16 protein-coding genes are annotated in these 16,472 nt (G+C 65.0%); 9 read left to right on the top strand and 7 right to left on the bottom strand.

Translation table 11 applies throughout. The annotated features are described in order from the left end of the window. The first annotated feature begins 106 nt into the window (after positions 1-106). Positions 107-1,243, top strand: coding sequence for a helix-turn-helix transcriptional regulator (locus tag ACQP1T_RS19010; RefSeq protein WP_433754390.1), 1,137 nt, complete (start codon positions 107-109; stop codon positions 1,241-1,243). Between the two features lie 647 nt (positions 1,244-1,890). On the opposite strand, the gene ACQP1T_RS19005 is transcribed toward ACQP1T_RS19010, so the two are convergent. The 6 genes from ACQP1T_RS19005 to ACQP1T_RS18980 all read right to left on the bottom strand — a co-directional run bounded on the left by ACQP1T_RS19005 (position 1,891) and on the right by ACQP1T_RS18980 (position 7,964). Further along, positions 1,891-2,799: a formylglycine-generating enzyme family protein gene (locus tag ACQP1T_RS19005; RefSeq protein ID WP_433762255.1), complete on the bottom strand. Its 909-nt coding sequence runs from the start codon at positions 2,797-2,799 to the stop codon at positions 1,891-1,893. Positions 2,800-2,845: 46 nt separating this feature from the next. Then, positions 2,846-5,197, bottom strand: coding sequence for an arylsulfatase (locus ACQP1T_RS19000; RefSeq protein ID WP_433762253.1), 2,352 nt, complete (start codon positions 5,195-5,197; stop codon positions 2,846-2,848). 319 nt (positions 5,198-5,516) lie between these two features. Further along, positions 5,517-5,726 (bottom strand): TOBE domain-containing protein, encoded by a 210-nt coding sequence (locus tag ACQP1T_RS18995; RefSeq protein WP_433754389.1) that lies wholly within the window; start codon positions 5,724-5,726, stop codon positions 5,517-5,519. Between the two features lie 244 nt (positions 5,727-5,970). Further along, on the bottom strand, positions 5,971-6,801 hold the full coding sequence (locus ACQP1T_RS18990) for a mycofactocin-coupled SDR family oxidoreductase (protein WP_433754388.1): 831 nt from the start codon (positions 6,799-6,801) through the stop codon (positions 5,971-5,973). A 98-nt stretch (positions 6,802-6,899) separates the two neighbouring features. Continuing rightward, positions 6,900-7,307, bottom strand: coding sequence for a TIGR03668 family PPOX class F420-dependent oxidoreductase (locus tag ACQP1T_RS18985; protein WP_433762251.1), 408 nt, complete (start codon positions 7,305-7,307; stop codon positions 6,900-6,902). Between the two features lie 57 nt (positions 7,308-7,364). After that, on the bottom strand, positions 7,365-7,964 hold the full coding sequence (locus tag ACQP1T_RS18980) for a hypothetical protein (RefSeq protein ID WP_433754387.1): 600 nt from the start codon (positions 7,962-7,964) through the stop codon (positions 7,365-7,367). Positions 7,965-8,153: 189 nt separating this feature from the next. Here ACQP1T_RS18980 and ACQP1T_RS18975 point away from each other — a divergent pair, with 189 nt between their 5' ends. From ACQP1T_RS18975 to ACQP1T_RS18945, 7 genes are all read left to right on the top strand, one after another. Continuing rightward, positions 8,154-8,813, top strand: coding sequence for an RraA family protein (locus ACQP1T_RS18975; protein ID WP_433754386.1), 660 nt, complete (start codon positions 8,154-8,156; stop codon positions 8,811-8,813). A gap of 155 nt (positions 8,814-8,968) precedes the next feature. After that, positions 8,969-9,898 (top strand): N-acetylglucosamine kinase, encoded by a 930-nt coding sequence (locus ACQP1T_RS18970; protein WP_433754385.1) that lies wholly within the window; start codon positions 8,969-8,971, stop codon positions 9,896-9,898. Between the two features lie 63 nt (positions 9,899-9,961). Continuing rightward, on the top strand, positions 9,962-11,491 hold the full coding sequence (locus tag ACQP1T_RS18965) for a sodium:solute symporter (RefSeq protein WP_433754384.1): 1,530 nt from the start codon (positions 9,962-9,964) through the stop codon (positions 11,489-11,491). Then, entirely contained in the window at positions 11,491-12,651 is a 1,161-nt protein-coding gene (locus ACQP1T_RS18960; RefSeq protein ID WP_433754383.1) for an anhydro-N-acetylmuramic acid kinase, read from the top strand. Before ACQP1T_RS18965 ends, ACQP1T_RS18960 begins: the two co-directional genes overlap by 1 nt. A 3-nt stretch (positions 12,652-12,654) precedes the next feature. Beyond that, positions 12,655-13,518, top strand: coding sequence for a MurR/RpiR family transcriptional regulator (locus ACQP1T_RS18955; protein WP_433761926.1), 864 nt, complete (start codon positions 12,655-12,657; stop codon positions 13,516-13,518). A gap of 16 nt (positions 13,519-13,534) precedes the next feature. Further along, complete coding sequence (gene murQ / locus ACQP1T_RS18950) at positions 13,535-14,431, top strand: N-acetylmuramic acid 6-phosphate etherase (protein WP_433761925.1); 897 nt, start codon at positions 13,535-13,537, stop codon at positions 14,429-14,431. Positions 14,432-14,526: 95 nt separating this feature from the next. Continuing rightward, complete coding sequence (locus ACQP1T_RS18945) at positions 14,527-14,964, top strand: nuclear transport factor 2 family protein (protein ID WP_433761924.1); 438 nt, start codon at positions 14,527-14,529, stop codon at positions 14,962-14,964. 171 nt (positions 14,965-15,135) lie between these two features. Here the strand turns inward: ACQP1T_RS18945 and ACQP1T_RS18940 are convergent, their stop codons facing one another. After that, positions 15,136-15,903 carry a trans-aconitate 2-methyltransferase gene (locus ACQP1T_RS18940; RefSeq protein WP_433761923.1) on the bottom strand — a complete coding sequence of 256 codons (768 nt, stop codon included), beginning with the start codon at positions 15,901-15,903 and terminating at the stop codon, positions 15,136-15,138. A gap of 132 nt (positions 15,904-16,035) precedes the next feature. Here ACQP1T_RS18940 and ACQP1T_RS18935 point away from each other — a divergent pair, with 132 nt between their 5' ends. After that, a complete protein-coding gene (locus tag ACQP1T_RS18935) occupies positions 16,036-16,446 on the top strand; it encodes a nitroreductase family deazaflavin-dependent oxidoreductase (protein WP_433761921.1) in 411 nt (136 codons plus the stop codon). Positions 16,447-16,472: the final 26 nt, after the last annotated feature.

The following is a 16,472-nucleotide window of genomic DNA, read 5'->3' as shown; positions in this document are numbered from 1 at the left end:
ATGGAATCGAGTGTCGGACTACTCGTGTGCAGCGCCTCCCGAACACCTATGATCCGCCCCAGGACGATAACCGTTTCTCTTGTGTCGCAGGTCATTTCATATGCCGATGACAGTCGAGAGGTTCTCCGCGATCGTCGCGCGAATCAATCGCGCGGCGCTGCATCCCGCTGACTGGTCGCAGGCGGTGCACGATATCGTCACGGCACTGGACGCGTACTGCGGCGGGTTGGTGGTCTCGGCATCGAGTAGCCGACGGATGACCGCGTGTTCACTCGGCGTGGACGATCTGCGCGACAGCTACAACACCCGATTCTGGCGTATCGATCCGATCGCGAGTGCCCTCGAACATGAACCCGCCGGAGTCGTTACGACGTGCGAAGAGTTGCTCGGGCCGCAATACCTGCACCGGCATCCGTTCTTCTGCGACTGGATGGTGCCGCACCGGCTGGGCAACGGGATGCTCGCGCTGCTGACCAGCGGCACCAGCACATCATGGATCGGGGTGTATCCAGATCTCGGCCGCGATCTCGACCGCTCAGCGGCGACATCGACTATGCGCCTGCTACTTCCGCATCTGCGGCACGCGCTGAACGTGCAGTCCTGTTTGACCGAAGCCCGCAACGAGCATGCCATGGCGATCGCCGTGCTCGACGCGCATCGGCACGGGCTGGTGATCGTGTCGAGTTGCGGCGAGATCAGCTATGCCAACCCGGCGGCATTGACGATCCTGGAATCGCGAGACGGTCTCGGCATCGGACGCCGCGGCCACCTCGAATCATCGGACGCCCGAACGGCGGTCGGGATGCGCGCCATGATCGATTCGGCGGTGCGCGAGTTCGGGCCGTACGTCGGAGGCCGCGCCCTCGTTCCCCGGCGCAGCGGTCGCAGCTCGTACGCCCTGCTGGTGCTACCGCTGGATCCCGAGGTCGGTTGCCCGGAAGAATGCCCGTCGGCGGCGCTCGTCGTCATCGTCGACCCGGATCATGAAATTCCGGGCGGACCGAAGGCGCTGCGGCAGCTGTACGGGTTGACCGGAGCTGAGACACGCGTCGCTGCGGCGGCGTTACGTGGCGAGGGCCTGCGGTCGATCGCGGAGGAACTGGCGGTCTCGGCCAACACCGTGCGCACGCACCTGCAACACGTCTTCGAAAAGACCGGTACGCATCGACAGGCCGAACTGGTCCGGGTGCTGACTGCCGTACTGTCCGGAACCGGTCAATTCGTCGAACGCAACGAGGAATAGGCCGCGTTAAAAAGGAAAGCTATCTTCGAAATGTTCTCCGTTCCGGCCGATTCGTCCGGTAGCCAGCGGTAAGCTGTCGTCGACGCCTCTCCGTGGTACCAGAAGGTGTCCTGTTCGGTCCGGCCGATGCAGCAGCTGTCGGCCTCGCCGGAAGATGTGCTCCAGCCGGGGCAAATCGTGTGCACTTCACCAAGCAGCGAATCGCGTGTCAGCAGTCGATTCGGCACGTGACGCATTCATATCCGGAGTCCGGCAACTCTGCAGCGTGGCCGAGTACGCGGACGTCGTAAAGCTCGTCGGGGTCTACATCGCCGAATTCAGTGCCCCGCGTCGAACCAGACAAAAGCGGCGCATGGCCCCAGCAGGGCCGCCACGGAGATGTCGAGAACAATTCTTGATTTCAATCATTCAGCCGAAGGATGAAAAATGTCCAGCAAGACAGTCAAAACTTTTGCCGCCACTGTAATGGCCTTGCCCGTGCTCGTCCTCGCAGCTCCCGCGGCTTCTGCCGACCAGACCCCATCCCCCACCGCTCCGGCCGGAACGGCCGTATTCGGATCGGCCGTGTGGTGTATCAATCTCGGCAGTGTCATCTGGTGCATCTGAGCTTCTCGGCTCACCGGGGCTGAGCGGGCGAGGACGCGATTTCACGCTTCCGGTGCGTCGTGCGCGACGCACCGGAAGCCGAGATGGCAGGTAGCGGTGTCCTCGGTCTGGCCCTGTCGGGCGGCGGGCCGGTACCGAAGGCAGTAATCGGCCGCGCACAGATACGATCCGCCCTTGATGATGCGGCGTGGAAAGCGTTGCGGCGCTGTTGGTTCGGGGGTGTCGACGTGCGGGTTAAGTGGGGCACAGCAGGTCGGCGTCGGGTGCTGCGGGCGGAAGTAGTCCACGGTCCACTCCCACACGTTGCCGGTCATATCGTGCAGACCGTAACCGTTCGGTGAATAGGTGCCCACCGTCGTGGTGCCGGGTGTCTCCGCCTGCCCTCGGCCGGGGTGGAATCGCCACGGAAATGCGCCGACCCAGATGTTGGCCATCCGTCGGCCGGTGGGTTCGGACTGCTCGCCCCACGCGTAGGTGGCCCCGTCCAGTCCGCCGCGGGCGGCATACTCCCATTCGGCTTCGGTCGGCAGCTGTTTGCCGACCCAGGCCGCGTATGCCGCAGCGTCTTCGTAGGCGACCTGGGTGACGGGGTGGCGGTCGAGCCCGTCGAGTGTGCTGCCGGGACCGCGCGGGTGGCGCCAGCACGCGCCGGGGACATACCGCCACCAGCGGCGCCAATTGTCCAATGGCACCGGCCCCCTGGTCGACTGGAATACCAGTGCGCCCGGAATCAGGTTCGCCGGTTCCGCGTCCGGATAATCCTCGACCGCCGGAGTACGTTCGGCGACCGTGACATATCCGGTCTGCTTCACGAAGCGTCGGAACGCGGCGTTGGTCACCGGGTGCGGGTCGATCCAGAACGAATCGACCCGCACCCGGTGCACCGGGCGTTCCTCGGGGAAGAAGTCCTCCGATCCCATCGCGAAGCTGCCGCCGGATATCCGTACCATGCCTCGCCGGACGTCGTCACGGGTCGCGGTAGCCACGGATCACGCCTCAATCGCGCGAAAACGCCGCAGCCGCCGCCATTTCCAGGTCCTGGTACGGTTTACCGCTCACGTCCTCGATGACCTGGTGCATCGTTCCGCCGGTGAACGGGAACGGTGCGCGGTAGCGCGCGGAAACGGACTGACCGTTGTCGCGGCCGACACGGATTCCTTCCCCGACACCGGAGAACACGACGGGCTGGGTCCGCATGTCCTCCAGAGCGCCGACCGGGTTCTCGTCGATGTACAGGACGGCTTCACCGGTGGGCGTGAAGTTATCGGGGCGGGTGCCGCGGCGTTCGTAGCGGATCCCGAGGATGTGGTCGCCCAGCGGTACCGTTCGATCGGAGACGATGGTCTGCTCTTCCTCGCCGAGGAAGTTGTAGGTGTAACAAAGGTGGCCGTCCTTGACGTACAGGGTGTGTCCACCGAGTCGGCCGCCGTGCGCGAACAGCACACCCTCGGCATCGGCACTGTCGATCGTCGTCTCCGCGAGCAGCGCGAACGATCGTCCCTGAATCTCCAGCGCCGCACCGGGTCCCACCTCGGCGACGCCCGGATAGTAGACAGCACTGTCGCGCTTCGCACCGTAGGTCGGACGGTAGCGGGTCATCATGGAGACGACGTCGAGATCGTTGAGCGGCAAGCCGTTGTATTTCTCCGCCTCCGAAAACCACAGTGCCTTCAGCTCTTCCAGCTTCTCGGGATGAACCTCGGCCAGGTCGTGCATCTGGCTGCGGTCCTGCTCGATATGGAACAGTTCCCAGCGGTCCTGGTCGAAATGTCCCCAGCCGGACGGGCACGCCGCATGAACGGTGTCGGCGAACCACCCGCGATGCCAGATCCCGCGCGTGCCGAGCATCGAATAGAACTGCGTGTGCTTGCCGACGTCCGCGTTCGCGTCATCGAACAGGGCCCGGAAACTGACGCCTTCCAACGGACGCTGTCGCACGTGCTTCACCGTGTCCGGAGGCGTGATGCCGAGCAGATCGTAAACGGTCGGGGTGATATCGCAGACGTTGACGTACTGGTGGCGCACCTCCCCGCGGGCCGCAAGCCCGGCTGGCCACGACATGAGGCATGGGTCGGCGATGCCGCCTTCGTGCGAGGCATATCGCTTGTACAGCTTGTACGGAGTGTTGAACGCCATCGCCCACCCGATGCTGTAGTGGCTGTAGGTGGTTGGTGAACCCAGCTCGTCCAGCTTGGCCAGACTGTCCTCGACCGTGTCGAGGTAGCCGTTGAAGAACTTCATCTCGTTGGCGGTGCCATTCGGACCGCCCTCGCCGCTGGCGCCGTTGTCGGAGAAGGCGACGATGATGGTGTTGTCCAGTTGGCCGCTTTCTTCGAGATAGTCCAGCAGTCGGCCGATCTGCGCGTCGGTGTAGGACAGGAATCCAGCGAACACCTCCGCCTGCCGTCGGAACAGCCGCTTCTCGTCCTCCGACAACGAATCCCACGCTCGCACCGTGTCCAGCATCGGCCACGGCTTGCCGTCGGCACTGGTGGCATTCGCATACGGGTTCATCGGCGACAGCTCGGTGTTCTCGGGCAGTAAACCCATGCGCTTCTGGTTGTCCAGCACGACCTCGCGGTACTTCTCATAGCCCATGTCGAACCGGCCGCGGTATTTGTCGGCCCATTCCCGTGGCACGTGGTGCGGCGCATGTCCGGCCCCCGGACACAAGTAGGTGAACCACGGCTTGTCGGGGGCGATCACTTTGGAGTCGCGGATGAACTCGATTGCCCGGTCGGCCAGATCCTTCGACAGGTGATAGCCGTCTTCCGGTGCATACGGCGGCGAGATCACGTGATTGTCGTAGACCAGGTTCGGATACCACTGGTCGGCCTCTCCGCCCAGGAAGCCGTAGAAGCGCTCGAACCCGCGCCCCAACGGCCAATGCCGCTTGGACGCCGCGAGATTCTCCTCTTCCAGTGGTGTCATATGCCATTTACCGACCGCGTACGTGTTCCACCCGCGTTCGGCGAGGACTTCAGAGCACAGCGCGGTTTCGTCCGGTATGCGACCACACATACTCGGGAAGCCGTCGGTGAACTCCTCGATGGTCGCCATACCGACCGAGGTCGCGTTCCGGCCGGTCAGCAAGGAGGCACGAGTGGGTGAACACAGGGCGGTGGTGTGGAATTGCGTGAACTGCACACCACGATCGGCGATGCGCCGCATATTCGGCATCTCGACCAGACCGCCGTAGCAATCCCAGGTACCGATCCCTATGTCGTCCCAGACCAGATACAGCACATTCGGCGCGTCCTGCGGCGCCGACGGTTCCCGGAACGGCCCCCAGTCGGGCTCCGAATCACGTATATCGAGCGCGATTTTTCCCTCGAACTTCCTTGCCATCATCTACCTCCGGTAACGAGAGCTGTTCGTTTGCCATCGATCCTTTTGCCCGGGGTCGAGACTTCATGCGGGTACACACGCGAACGCCGACCGGTGCGGCGGTGGTGTCGGGATAGGCACGCCCAGCTCCGGTGTTACTGCGGAGACGGGTCCGGATATTCGATTCGACGTGTGGTGGTCACGGTCCTCGCGGACATGATGTCCGGATGTTCGCTGATCAACGCCTTCCGTACTCAGAGACTACGGCGTCGGACCGCGCTGTGTCACCAATTGCGGCCAGTCGCGCAGGCTCGGCTACGGCTGGTACCAGCGCGAGTGTTCAGTCGACGCCGAGGGCGACTTCGGTCGATTTGATGAGGACGGTGACTCGGGAGCCGTCGCTGAGTTCGAGGTCGTCGGCGGCGTCGCGGGTGATGGAGGAAGTGATTTCGTCGCCGCCGGACAGCCGGACGCGGACGACCGCCATCGCTTCGCCGCGGGTGACCGAGACGACTGTTCCATCGAGTTGGTTACGTGTGGATAGTCGCATGTGGGTGATCCTACGCAGTGCGGGTGCCTGTTCATCGGATGTTCGTGCAGGTCGCACTGGGTGCACCCGCCGTTACCGCTCGTGGCTCGACGGCCGGTCCACAGCGGACGCGCATAGGCCGACACGCCGCTACTGCGCCTCGCGTGGTTGACAAATCGCGAATGAGATTGCGGCGCTGGCGGTTATCGGCGTGCTCATCGTCGCCGCGTCGGTCGTCCTGGCGATTCTCAGCGTTGTTCCGGCGTCAGGTGGTGCCCGCGCTCATGCCGCCGGAGATGGTGATGGCCTCGCCGTTGAAATGGCGCCCGGATTCGCCGACGAGGAGCAGGATGGCTTGGGAAACCTCTTGCGGCACAATGAGATCACCATTCGGCGGCCCGGCGGCGAACATCGCCTCCACATCCTCGAGGGTGGGATTATCGATATCGGGCACCATGGCCGAATACATCGCCGGATTCATGATCATATCGGTGCGCACACCGGCCGGTAGCACCGCATTGACTGTGATGCCATGCGGAATGGCTTCCTGTGCAAGCGATTTGACCAAACCGATGACGCCCCATTTCGCTGCCGCGTAGTGGCCGGAGTTCGTCGCACCCATGCGGCCGACGATGGACGAGGTGGCAACGATTCTGCCCCACCGGCGTTCGATCATATGCGGCACCACGGCGCGGAAACTGTGGAAGACGCCGGTGAGGTTGACATCGATCATGTCCTGCCACATCTGCTCGTCCATCTCGGCGATCGGCGCACCGGAGGCGATACCGGCGTTGGCGAGCAGAATGTCGATCCGACCGAACTCGGTGATGGCCCGTTCGGCTAGTCCGTCCATGGCCGCGCGGCTACGTACATCGGCCTGCACCGCGACGCAACGCCGCCCGGTCTCCTCGACGAGCTTGACGGTCTGGGCCAGATCATCTTCGGAGCTCAGCGGATATGGCACGCTGTCGATCGGCTCGGCGATATCGCAGAGCACGATGTCGGCGCCTTCGGCCGCCAAAGTCACCGCATGCGAACGCCCTTGACCGCGAGCGCCCCCGGTGATCACCGCTACCCTGCCCTCCAGCTGTCCCATGCGCATCCCCTTTCGACCGGTGATCCCATGCTGTCACGCTCGATAGCACCCGCGCAGTCGAAATTGCAGCGGCATCGGCGAGGTCGACACCGCACGGGTCAGCTGGCGGACCAGCCCGACCAGTGGGTGACATCGATGGCGAGCACCGGTCCGGGTGGCGGCTGGGTCCGGTAGACGGGATAGCGCGCGGTCAGAAGGTCGAGGGCATGCTCGGCTTCGGGGACGTCGGTGATTCGTGCGGTGCCGTCGGCTCTGGTCCACCACAGGTGCGTCCAGTCGTCGCTGTAGTGGTCGGCGAGCACGGCTACCGTGGGGTTCGCGGCGATATTCGCCAAGCGGCGCAAGGCTGTTGTCGTCTTCGGCTTCGCGTCGACGGCGCTGTAGATGGTGTCCTCGGCGACCGCGAATACGATCGGCACGATGTGTGGCCGCAGGTCGGTGGATACGGTGGCGAGCCGGGCTACCGGTTCTGCCATGAACCGTTCCCGCGCCACATTCGCATCCAGTCGCACCGCACCTCCACATTGCGATCGGCAACAGCCCCATTCTCACCTGTTCGACGACTAGATGCGGACGAACAGTGGCCGCGCCGGATCCACGGGAATCGGTATGGCAGGGCCGATTCCGAACAGGACGAAGATCGCGGGCTCCGGGCTGTCGCCCAAAGTGCCGTCGTAGTGTGCCGTACCCGCTGTGCGCGTGGTGAATTCGCCGGGATACATGGGCAGGGTGGTGCTGAGGTCGATGGTGGGGCCCGCGCCGACGGTCCAGACGCCCGAGAGCATTACGGCGTGGCGGTCGAAGGTATAGGCGTGCGGGGCGCTCATCCAACCGGGGTGCCAGCGGGCATAGCTCGCATAGAAGCCGGGGCTGCGATACGAGCCGAGCACGTCGGCGGTTTCGAAGCTCTGCGGTGGTGCGCCCGGCGCGGGCTGCCAGTTCAGGTCGGCCAAGCCGTGAATCGTGCTGCCCGGACCCGGGGACCGGTCTTGCAGGGTCGGGAATTCGACGGTCGACGGTTCGGCGGCAGTACCGTTCGAGCCCTTCCGGACCACGGGCAGCATCAGCCCGAGCGCGGGCAGCGCCAGCGCGATTCTGCGGCGCATTTCGCGTACTGCGTCGTCGTCGGCCTCGGCCAGGTATCGGCTGTCTTCCACGCGCATGACCTCCTGGACGTCATCGCAGCAGGGCAAACCGAATTCTTGACGCATCATACGGCGGTGTGCCGATGATTTGCTGGAAATCCGCAGAGATCAACTCGGCCGCGCTGGTGATCGCATGGTCGCGAGAGGTCCGCACACCCGTACGATGCGAAACCGAACCGGCTATTCGAGTTACGAAGGGGGTCATCGATGCCGACCGACCAGCTCGTCCAGAAATTCCGGGCCGTCGATACGACGGCGATCTGCGATGCCGATAAGTCGATTCGCGTGCTGGACAGCGCGATTCGCCTGCGCTCGGCCGAGCCGCGGATACTCGGGCCCGCCTTCACTGTGCGCTGTCGCGGCGACTTCCTCGCTGTCCTGCGCGCGGTCGAGACCGCCGCGCCCGGCGATGTCATTGTCGTCGATGGTGGCGGTGCCGAAATCGCCTTCGCCGGAGAACTATTCGCGCGGGGCGCGCTGGTGCGCGGTCTCGGCGGGATTATCGTCGACGGCGGGTATCGCGATATCGCCTATGTCCGAGGCTGTGCGCTACCGGTGTACAGCCGCTTCGTCACGCCTATGGCGGGCAGCACCATGCAACTCGGTGCGCTGCAGATACCGGTGAGCTGCGGTGGCGTCGAGGTATCGCCCGGTGACCTGATCCTCGCCGACGAGGAAGGCGTCATCGTCGTCGATCCGGACCGCATCGATGCGCTTCTCGATGCGGCGGCAGCGGTCAAGGACGCGGAGAGCAGGCTCGTCGCGCTGCTCGACACCGGATCGACGCTCAGCGATGGCCTCAATCTCGCCGAGCACACCGCAGCCATGGACCGAGGCGAACCCTCGACATTACGATTTCTGGTCTGACAGCGAAACGCTCTGTACTGCAGGTGGATTCAGCGCCCGATCCGGTGGCATCAACCACGAGTTCTCGTCGTAGACGGAGTTCGGGATCGTTGCCCGCGCCAAAGAGGTTATCGAATTCGCCGCGTTCGGTGGCCGCGCGGACTAAAGATGTTCCCATGACCAGCCATGTCCTCGCGATCGATCTCGGCAAGACCGGCTGTCGCGGTTCATTGCGCGTCGACGGACGTCAGGTGGGCTACGCGGAAGCGCCGGGTGCGCCTGGGCTGGCACATGCTACGGGTGTCACCGCGGCGGAGCGTGCGATCCGCGCGGTAGTCGATCAGATCGGCTCGCGGCCAACAACATTCACGCTGTCCGTCGGCGCGGCCGGTGCCGCTTCGGCACCGGATGCGGCCGCGACACTTGCCCGGCGACTGGTCGCGGTTCCCGGCGCGACCGCGGTCGCAGTGACTTCCGACGCCGTCACCGCACACGCCGGGGCGCTGGGAGGATCCCCCGGTATCGTGCTCGCCATCGGAACCGGAGCCGTCGCGACCGCCGTCGACGCGGCGGGCCGGTTCACGCGCGTCGACGGATGGGGACCACAACTCGGCGATGAGGGCAGTGGCGGCTGGATCGGTCTCGAAGGCCTACGCGCCGCGCTCCGGGCCCATGACGGCCGCGGGCCACGCACCATCCTGACCGGGAAAGTCCGCGAACACTATGGCATCGAATTGGAGGCACTGCCGAAATATCTTGGGGAACAAGATAATCCGGCCCTGGTCGCCGCCGGGTTCGCGCCCGTCGTAGCCGCAGCGGTCGACGATACCGCGGCCGCGATCGTGGCTGCCGCCGCACGTGCACTCGCGCGCACCGTTCTCGCCGCGATCGAACGATCCGGAATCCGGCCTCCGGTCCCCTATGCGGTCACCGGCGGCCTCACCAACCTCGGTGCGCCACTACTCGAGCCCCTCGACTGCCAGATCGCGCACGCGATCGATCGCCGCGATTCGCTCGGCGATCCGATCGACGGAGCGGCGTTGCTCGCCCTCGATCCGACTACCGCGCTCGAAGCGCTGGTCACCCGAATCTGTGACACTTATTGACAGAGTGGTGTGAACATCTGACACTTAGTTGCACTCAGTCCGCCGCGTCACCGGGGAGCTGCGTTGAACGCACTCAATCTCGCCGTCATCGTCGTCTATCTCATCGCTGTCGCGTGGATCGGCCTGCGGCTGTCCGGAAAACAGAAGTCCAGCAGCGACTATTTCGTCGGCGAGGGACGAATGCCGTGGTGGACGGTGTGTTTCTCGGTGGTGGCCACCGAAACCAGTGTGCTCACCGTCATCTCGATTCCGGGTGGCGCGTACACCGATCAGGCCTTCGGAAATGTCGAATTGGCCATCGGATACATCATTGGACGCACGGCCGTGGCGATCGTGCTGATCCCGCTCTACAAGCGCGGCGGGTTCGTCAGCGCGTACCAGTACCTCGAGCTGCGTTTCGGTCGCTACCTACAGGGCGTGGCCTCGGTGACCTTCGTGTTCACCCGGCTACTCGCCGAGGGTGTGCGACTGTTCGCCTCCGCCATCCCGATCAAGTTGCTGCTCAGTGAATTCGGACTCGACTTCGGCTACGACGTGATCATCGTGGCGCTGACGCTGCTCACTGTCGTGTATACCTACCTCGGCGGCATCAAGGCGGTGATCTGGACCGACGCGCTGCAGATGGGCCTCTACCTCACCGGTGCGCTCATCGCGATCTGCGTGCTCACCGGCCACGTCGGCGCCTCCGGCTGGTCGGATGCGCTGCATGCGGGCAAGTTCCGCGTCTTCGATACCGATTTCGGTCTCGCGCACATTCTCACCAGCACCTTCGCGCTGCCGACCGCGATCATCGGTGGCGCGATCTTCGCGATGGCCTCGCACGGTTCGGATCAGCTCATCGTGCAGCGCATTCTGGCGACGCGGTCGCTGCGCGACAGTCAGAAGGCGATGATCGGTTCGGGCATCTTCGTTGCCATCCAGTTCGCCGCCTTCTCCCTGGTCGGTGTCCTGCTGTGGTCCTATAACGGCGGCAAGACGGCCAAGGAACTCGGATTGGCCAGCGCGGACAGCCTCTATCCCAACTTCGTTCTGCACGGGTTGCCGGTGGTGGTATCCGGGCTGCTGGTCGCCGGAATCCTCGGCGCGGCAATGGGTTCGCTGTCCTCGGCATTGAATTCCATGGCCAATTCGACGGTCGCCGATATCATTCGCAGCTTCTCCCGACGCACACTCGCCGATGACACGCTGCTACGTCTCGCACGCGTGATGACACTGGTGTGGGCGGCGCTGATGGCGCTGTTCGCCATGGGTTTCAGCGCGACGACAGGCAATGTGTACCTGACGGCGCTCACCATCGCGGGCTACACCTACGGTGCGCTGCTCGGCGCGTTCCTGCTCGGGCGACTGGTCGCGCGCGCCAACCAGTTCGATGCGATCGTCGCCTTCATTGCCACGGTGATCGTGATGACGTTCGTGGTGCGGGTGGTCAAGATCGATGTGACCGTCGCCGGGAAGGTGGTCGAAAAAGGTATCGCGGCACAGTGGTTGGTGCCGATCGGCGTGCTCGTGACCTTGATCGTCGGTGGTATCGCGAGTCTGTTCCACTCGGCGCCCGCACCGGATGAGCCCGAACCTGTTGCGGTGGTGGCGTAGTGCGTGTCATCGGGTTGATGTCGGGCACCTCGCACGATGCGATCGATGCTGTCGGCGCGGATATCGTATTGCACGACACGACGATTCAGGTGCGACTCCTCGGACAGCTCAGCCGCTCATATTCGGATGAACTGCGTTCGGAACTCGTCGCCGCCTTGCCGCCCGGTACCATTGATATGGCTGCCGTGTGCCGTCTGGACACCGCGATCGGCCAAGCCTTCGCCGATGTGGCGGCCGCAGCACAGCACGAGTTCTTCAGCGGCACAGCCGATCTCGTCGCCTCACATGGGCAGACCGTCTATCACTGGGTGAGCGACGGTGCGGTGCGAGGCACGCTGCAGCTGGGTCAGCCCGCATGGATCGCCGAACGCACCGGATTGCCGGTCGTCAGCGACTTTCGTTCGCGCGATATCGCCGCGGGCGGACAAGGCGCACCGCTCGTGGGACTGTTCGACCTGCTGTGGCTGGCGGGCCGTTCCGAGCGCGCGGCCGCGCTGAATATCGGCGGGATCGCGAATGTCACGGTCACCGGCGACGAGCCGGTCGCGTTCGACACCGGACCGGGCAACGCCCTCATCGATGCGGCCGTCGAGCTGTGCACCGGCGACGCCGAACATATCGACCGCGCCGGGGTACGCGCCGCCCGCGGTCACATCGACACCGATCTACTGGAAACCCTTCTCGCGGAACCCTATTACCGTGCACCGGCCCCGAAGACCACCGGGAAGGAACTGTTCAACCGCGGCTACCTGGAGCGCGTGTTGGACCGCCGTGCGCCCTCCCCCGACGATATTGTCGCCACTGTGACCGCGCTGACCGCCCGCACCATCGCCGACGCCCTCGCACCGCTGCGCCCGACCGAGGCCATCGCGTCGGGCGGCGGCACACGCAATCCCACTCTGATGGCAATGCTCGGCGCATGTCTGGGCCCCACGAAATTGCGCACCTCCGACGAACTCGGCCTGCCGTCGTCGGCGAAGGAGGCCACCGCATTCGCCGTGCTCGGCTTCCTCACCGCACACGGTCTGGCGGGCAGCGATCCCGCCTGTACCGGAGCGAGTCGCGCGGCGGTGCTCGGTTCCATCACCCCGGGCGCGGCCGGATTCACGCTGCCCAGTTCACCGACCACCGTGCCCCGACGACTCACGCTGGCAGGGTGAACGATGCCCGATTCCGACGACGTACGCACTCGGCTGCTTGCGGCACTGCCACGACTCACCCCGACCGCACTGCGCGTCGCACAGGTGATCCGGCACGACCCGGCCGCGGCCGCCCAGCTCACGGTGAGCCAACTCGCCGAGCGGTCGGCGACCAGCACCTCGGCGGTGGTCCGGCTGGCGAAAACCCTCGGCTACGAAGGCTATCCGCAGCTTCGACTCGCAATGGCCGCGGTCGGCGGCGATGACGGCGCACCGGTATTCGCCACCGACATCGATGCCGACGATGCCTTGTCGAAGGTGCTGCACAAACTGACCGCCTTCGAAACCGAGGGCATGATGGCGACCGCCGAACTCGCCGATCCGGCGACCATGGAGGCCGTCGTCGACGCACTGGTCGGCGCGCGACGGGTGCACCTGGTCGGCATCGGCGCGTCCGGACTCGTCGCGATGGATATGGCGCAGAAGCTGACCCGCATCGGAATGTGGTGCGGCGCATGCACATCCGAGGATGACGCCCTGGTGCAGGCCAGCCTGCTCCAGGCCGGCGATGTGACCGTCGCGTTCTCGCATTCGGGCGAAACCGCCGCGATCGTCGAAGCCGTCCGCCGCGCGGTCAAGGCGGGCGTGACCACGGTCGCCGTCACCGCGGGAGCAGGATCCGGACTCGCGAATGCCGCCGCGCACACGGTGCTCGTGGCCGGACGCGAAGACGGATTCCGTTCCGCGGCGATGGCGAGTCGCATGAGTCAGCTCCTCATCGTCGACGCACTGTATGTCGGCGTCCTGCAACGCACGCCGTCGGCGGCCAGGGCGCTGCGGCGCACCTACGAGGCGGTAGCCGATCGTCGAACCAAGGAGGCCGAATGAATTACCCGGTGTCGCGGTGACCGAGATCGGTTCGCTGACAACCGAAGCGTCGAATCCGCGCACCAGCACATTGGATTCGATGCCGATCGACCAGCTGCTGCGCACCATGAACGCCGAGGATGCCGGTGTGGCTTCGGCCGTGGCGCAGGCGATTCCGCAGATCGCGCGGGCGGTCGAGCTGATCGTCGCCGCACGGCGACGCGGCGGTCGACTGATCTACCTGGGCGCGGGCACCAGCGGCCGCCTCGGCGTACTCGACGCGGTCGAATGCCCACCGACCTTCGGCACCGATCCTGGCGAGGTCCTCGGCCTGATCGCGGGCGGACCCGACGCCTTTCTGCGGGCCGTCGAAGGTGCCGAGGACGATCCCGCGCTGGCCGCCGCCGACCTGTCCGCCATCACACTCGGCGTCGACGATGTGCTTGTCGCGTTGGCTGCCAGCGGCCGAACCCCCTACGTCGTCGGTGCGCTGCGATACGGCCGTTCGATCGGTGCCGCGACGGTCGCGATTTCCTGCAACCGCAATGCGGAAGCCAGCGCATACGCCGAGGTAGGCATCGAAATCGACACGGGCCCTGAGGTTTTGACCGGATCCACCCGGTTGAAGGCGGGCACCGCACAAAAGATGGTGTGCAATATGCTCACCACCGCCGCGATGGTGCGGGCAGGCAAGGTCTACGGCAACCTGATGGTTGATGTGAAGCCCACCAATGCCAAGCTCGTCGACCGCGCCCGCCGCATCATCGCCGAGGCGACCGGAGCCGACCCCACCGCCGCCGCGGCACTGCTGGACGCGGCGGACGGTCACGTGAAAACCGCGATCGTCATGCGCCTGGCCGGAGTCGACGCACCGGCCGCCCGCGCACTGCTGCACGACGCGGACGGACGGGTGCGTGATGCCGTCCAACACTGATATTCCGTTCGCCGAACCCGCACGCGACCAACCGCTACCCTGACCCACAGTTCCGCGACCCAGCCGGAACAATGTGTCGGCAATTCGGAGGCACCATGCTGTCCCTGCAGGAGATTTCCGACCGCCTGGAGATCGAGGACCTCATGGTCCGGTACTCACATGCGGTCGACACCCAACTGTGGGATCTGCTCGACGAGATCTTCACCGCGGATGCGCATATCGACTATTCGGCCATGGGCGGCGCGGTCGGTGATCTCGAATCCACCAAGAAGTTCCTCGCCACCGTCATGCCGAACTTCCTTGCGTTCCAACATCTGATCAGCAATTCGTCCATCACCGTCGACGGCGACAGCGCCACCGGGCGCACCATGTGCCACAACCCGATGCTCGTTTCGACCGGCGAAGGTCAGCAGAGTCTGATGCTGTGCGGGCTCTGGTATCTGGATACCTTTGTCCGGGTCGACGGCCGGTGGCGGATCAAGCGGCGCGTCGAGGAGAAGAGCTTCATGTTCGTCGCGCCGGGTACGGCCTGAATACGAATCATTCGTGTTGGCATTCGTCTCCGCATGAGCATGTGCCGCCATCCTGGCAACCACACCGACAGTCCGGACCGCAAACGCAGGGAAGAATGTTGGGAGCCATCGCAAACCTTTCCGAAGTAGGTATTGCCGCCTGAGCTATAGCCGGAAAGTATAACCGCGCGCTCAGCCGGGCTTGTGTGCCACGGCGAAGACCCGTCGGAACGGCAGCCAGGTGGTGCCGTCGAGTTGGCGAGGGTAGGCAGCGCGCAAAAGGGGCGCCAATTGTGCAGTGAACTCCTGCCATCCGGTGTCGTCGAGTGCGTTGCGCACCGGACGCAGGGCCGTTCCGGTTACCCACTCGAGTACCGGATCCTCCCCCGAGAGTCGTTGCAGGTAAGTCGTTTCCCATGCGTCGACCTGGCAGCCCGCGAGCGTGAGCACCTGAGCATATCCGCTGGGGTCGAGGACATCGCGCGGCCGCAGGATACCCGCGGGCGCGAGCCGGTCGCGCCACTCGTCGCGGTCCGCGAGCTCGCGAATCGCACGGTGTGACGGCGCGTCGAAGTTACCCGGCACCTGCAGGGCAAGCCAGGCGCCCGCAGGCAGCGCGTGCGCCCATTGAGGCAGCAGGGTGGTGTGCGTGGGCACCCAGTGCAGTACGGCATTGCTGATCACGACGTCGGTATCCGGTGCCGGTCGCCAGTCCTGCACCGTGCCGAGTCGCGCATCGATGCCGAGATTCCTGGCCGCGGCAACCATTTCGGGTGAGGAATCCGAGGCCTCGATGGTCGCGCCCGGCCAGCGCTCGGTCAGCGAGGCGGTGAGATGTCCTGGGCCGCAGCCGAGATCGATGACGCGGCGCGGGTTCTCGGCCTCGATTCGGCCCAGCAGTTCGAAGAATGGGCGCGAGCGGTGGTCATCGAAGGCCAGGTACTTCTTGGGATCCCACATCGGCGTCTCCAAGTCGATTCAACCAAACCGTACGTACGTACTGTATTCCGGGTCGTCCGGTTCGGCAAGGTGCGGGCCGGAATTTCCGGCGCGATCTGTGGGTTGGTGCGGAAAACAATCGATGGGAGTGCAGTGAACGATTTCAATGCGCAGGTGATCAATGAGTTCCGCGCCAATGCGGGCAAGGTCGGCGGCATGTTCGAGGGTGCGCCGATGGTGCTGATCACGACGACGGGCGCCAAATCCGGCCGCCAGGTCACCAGCCCGCTGGTTTACCTCCCAGACGGCGAACGTATCGTGCTCATCGCATCGAACGGCGGCGCCGATAAGCATCCGGCCTGGTACCACAACCTGCGCGCGAATCCGGACTTCACCGTGGAGATCGGTGCCGAGAGCTATCCGGCGAAGGCCGAGGTGGTGACGGGCACCGAACGCGACGAACTGTATGCGCGGATGGTCGAGATCATGCCGGGTTTCGGTGAGTATCAAGCGAATACGTCTCGGGTGATTCCGGTCGTAGCGGTGTATCGCCGACAAGCCTGATGCTTGCCAGCCCGGTCTGTGCTGTC

Source organism: Nocardia sp. CA-135398 (assembly GCF_050955845.1).
GTDB lineage: Bacteria > Actinomycetota > Actinomycetes > Mycobacteriales > Mycobacteriaceae > Nocardia.
Note: the sequence above shows the minus strand (reverse complement) of the source record. Positions and strands in the feature narration are given on the sequence as shown.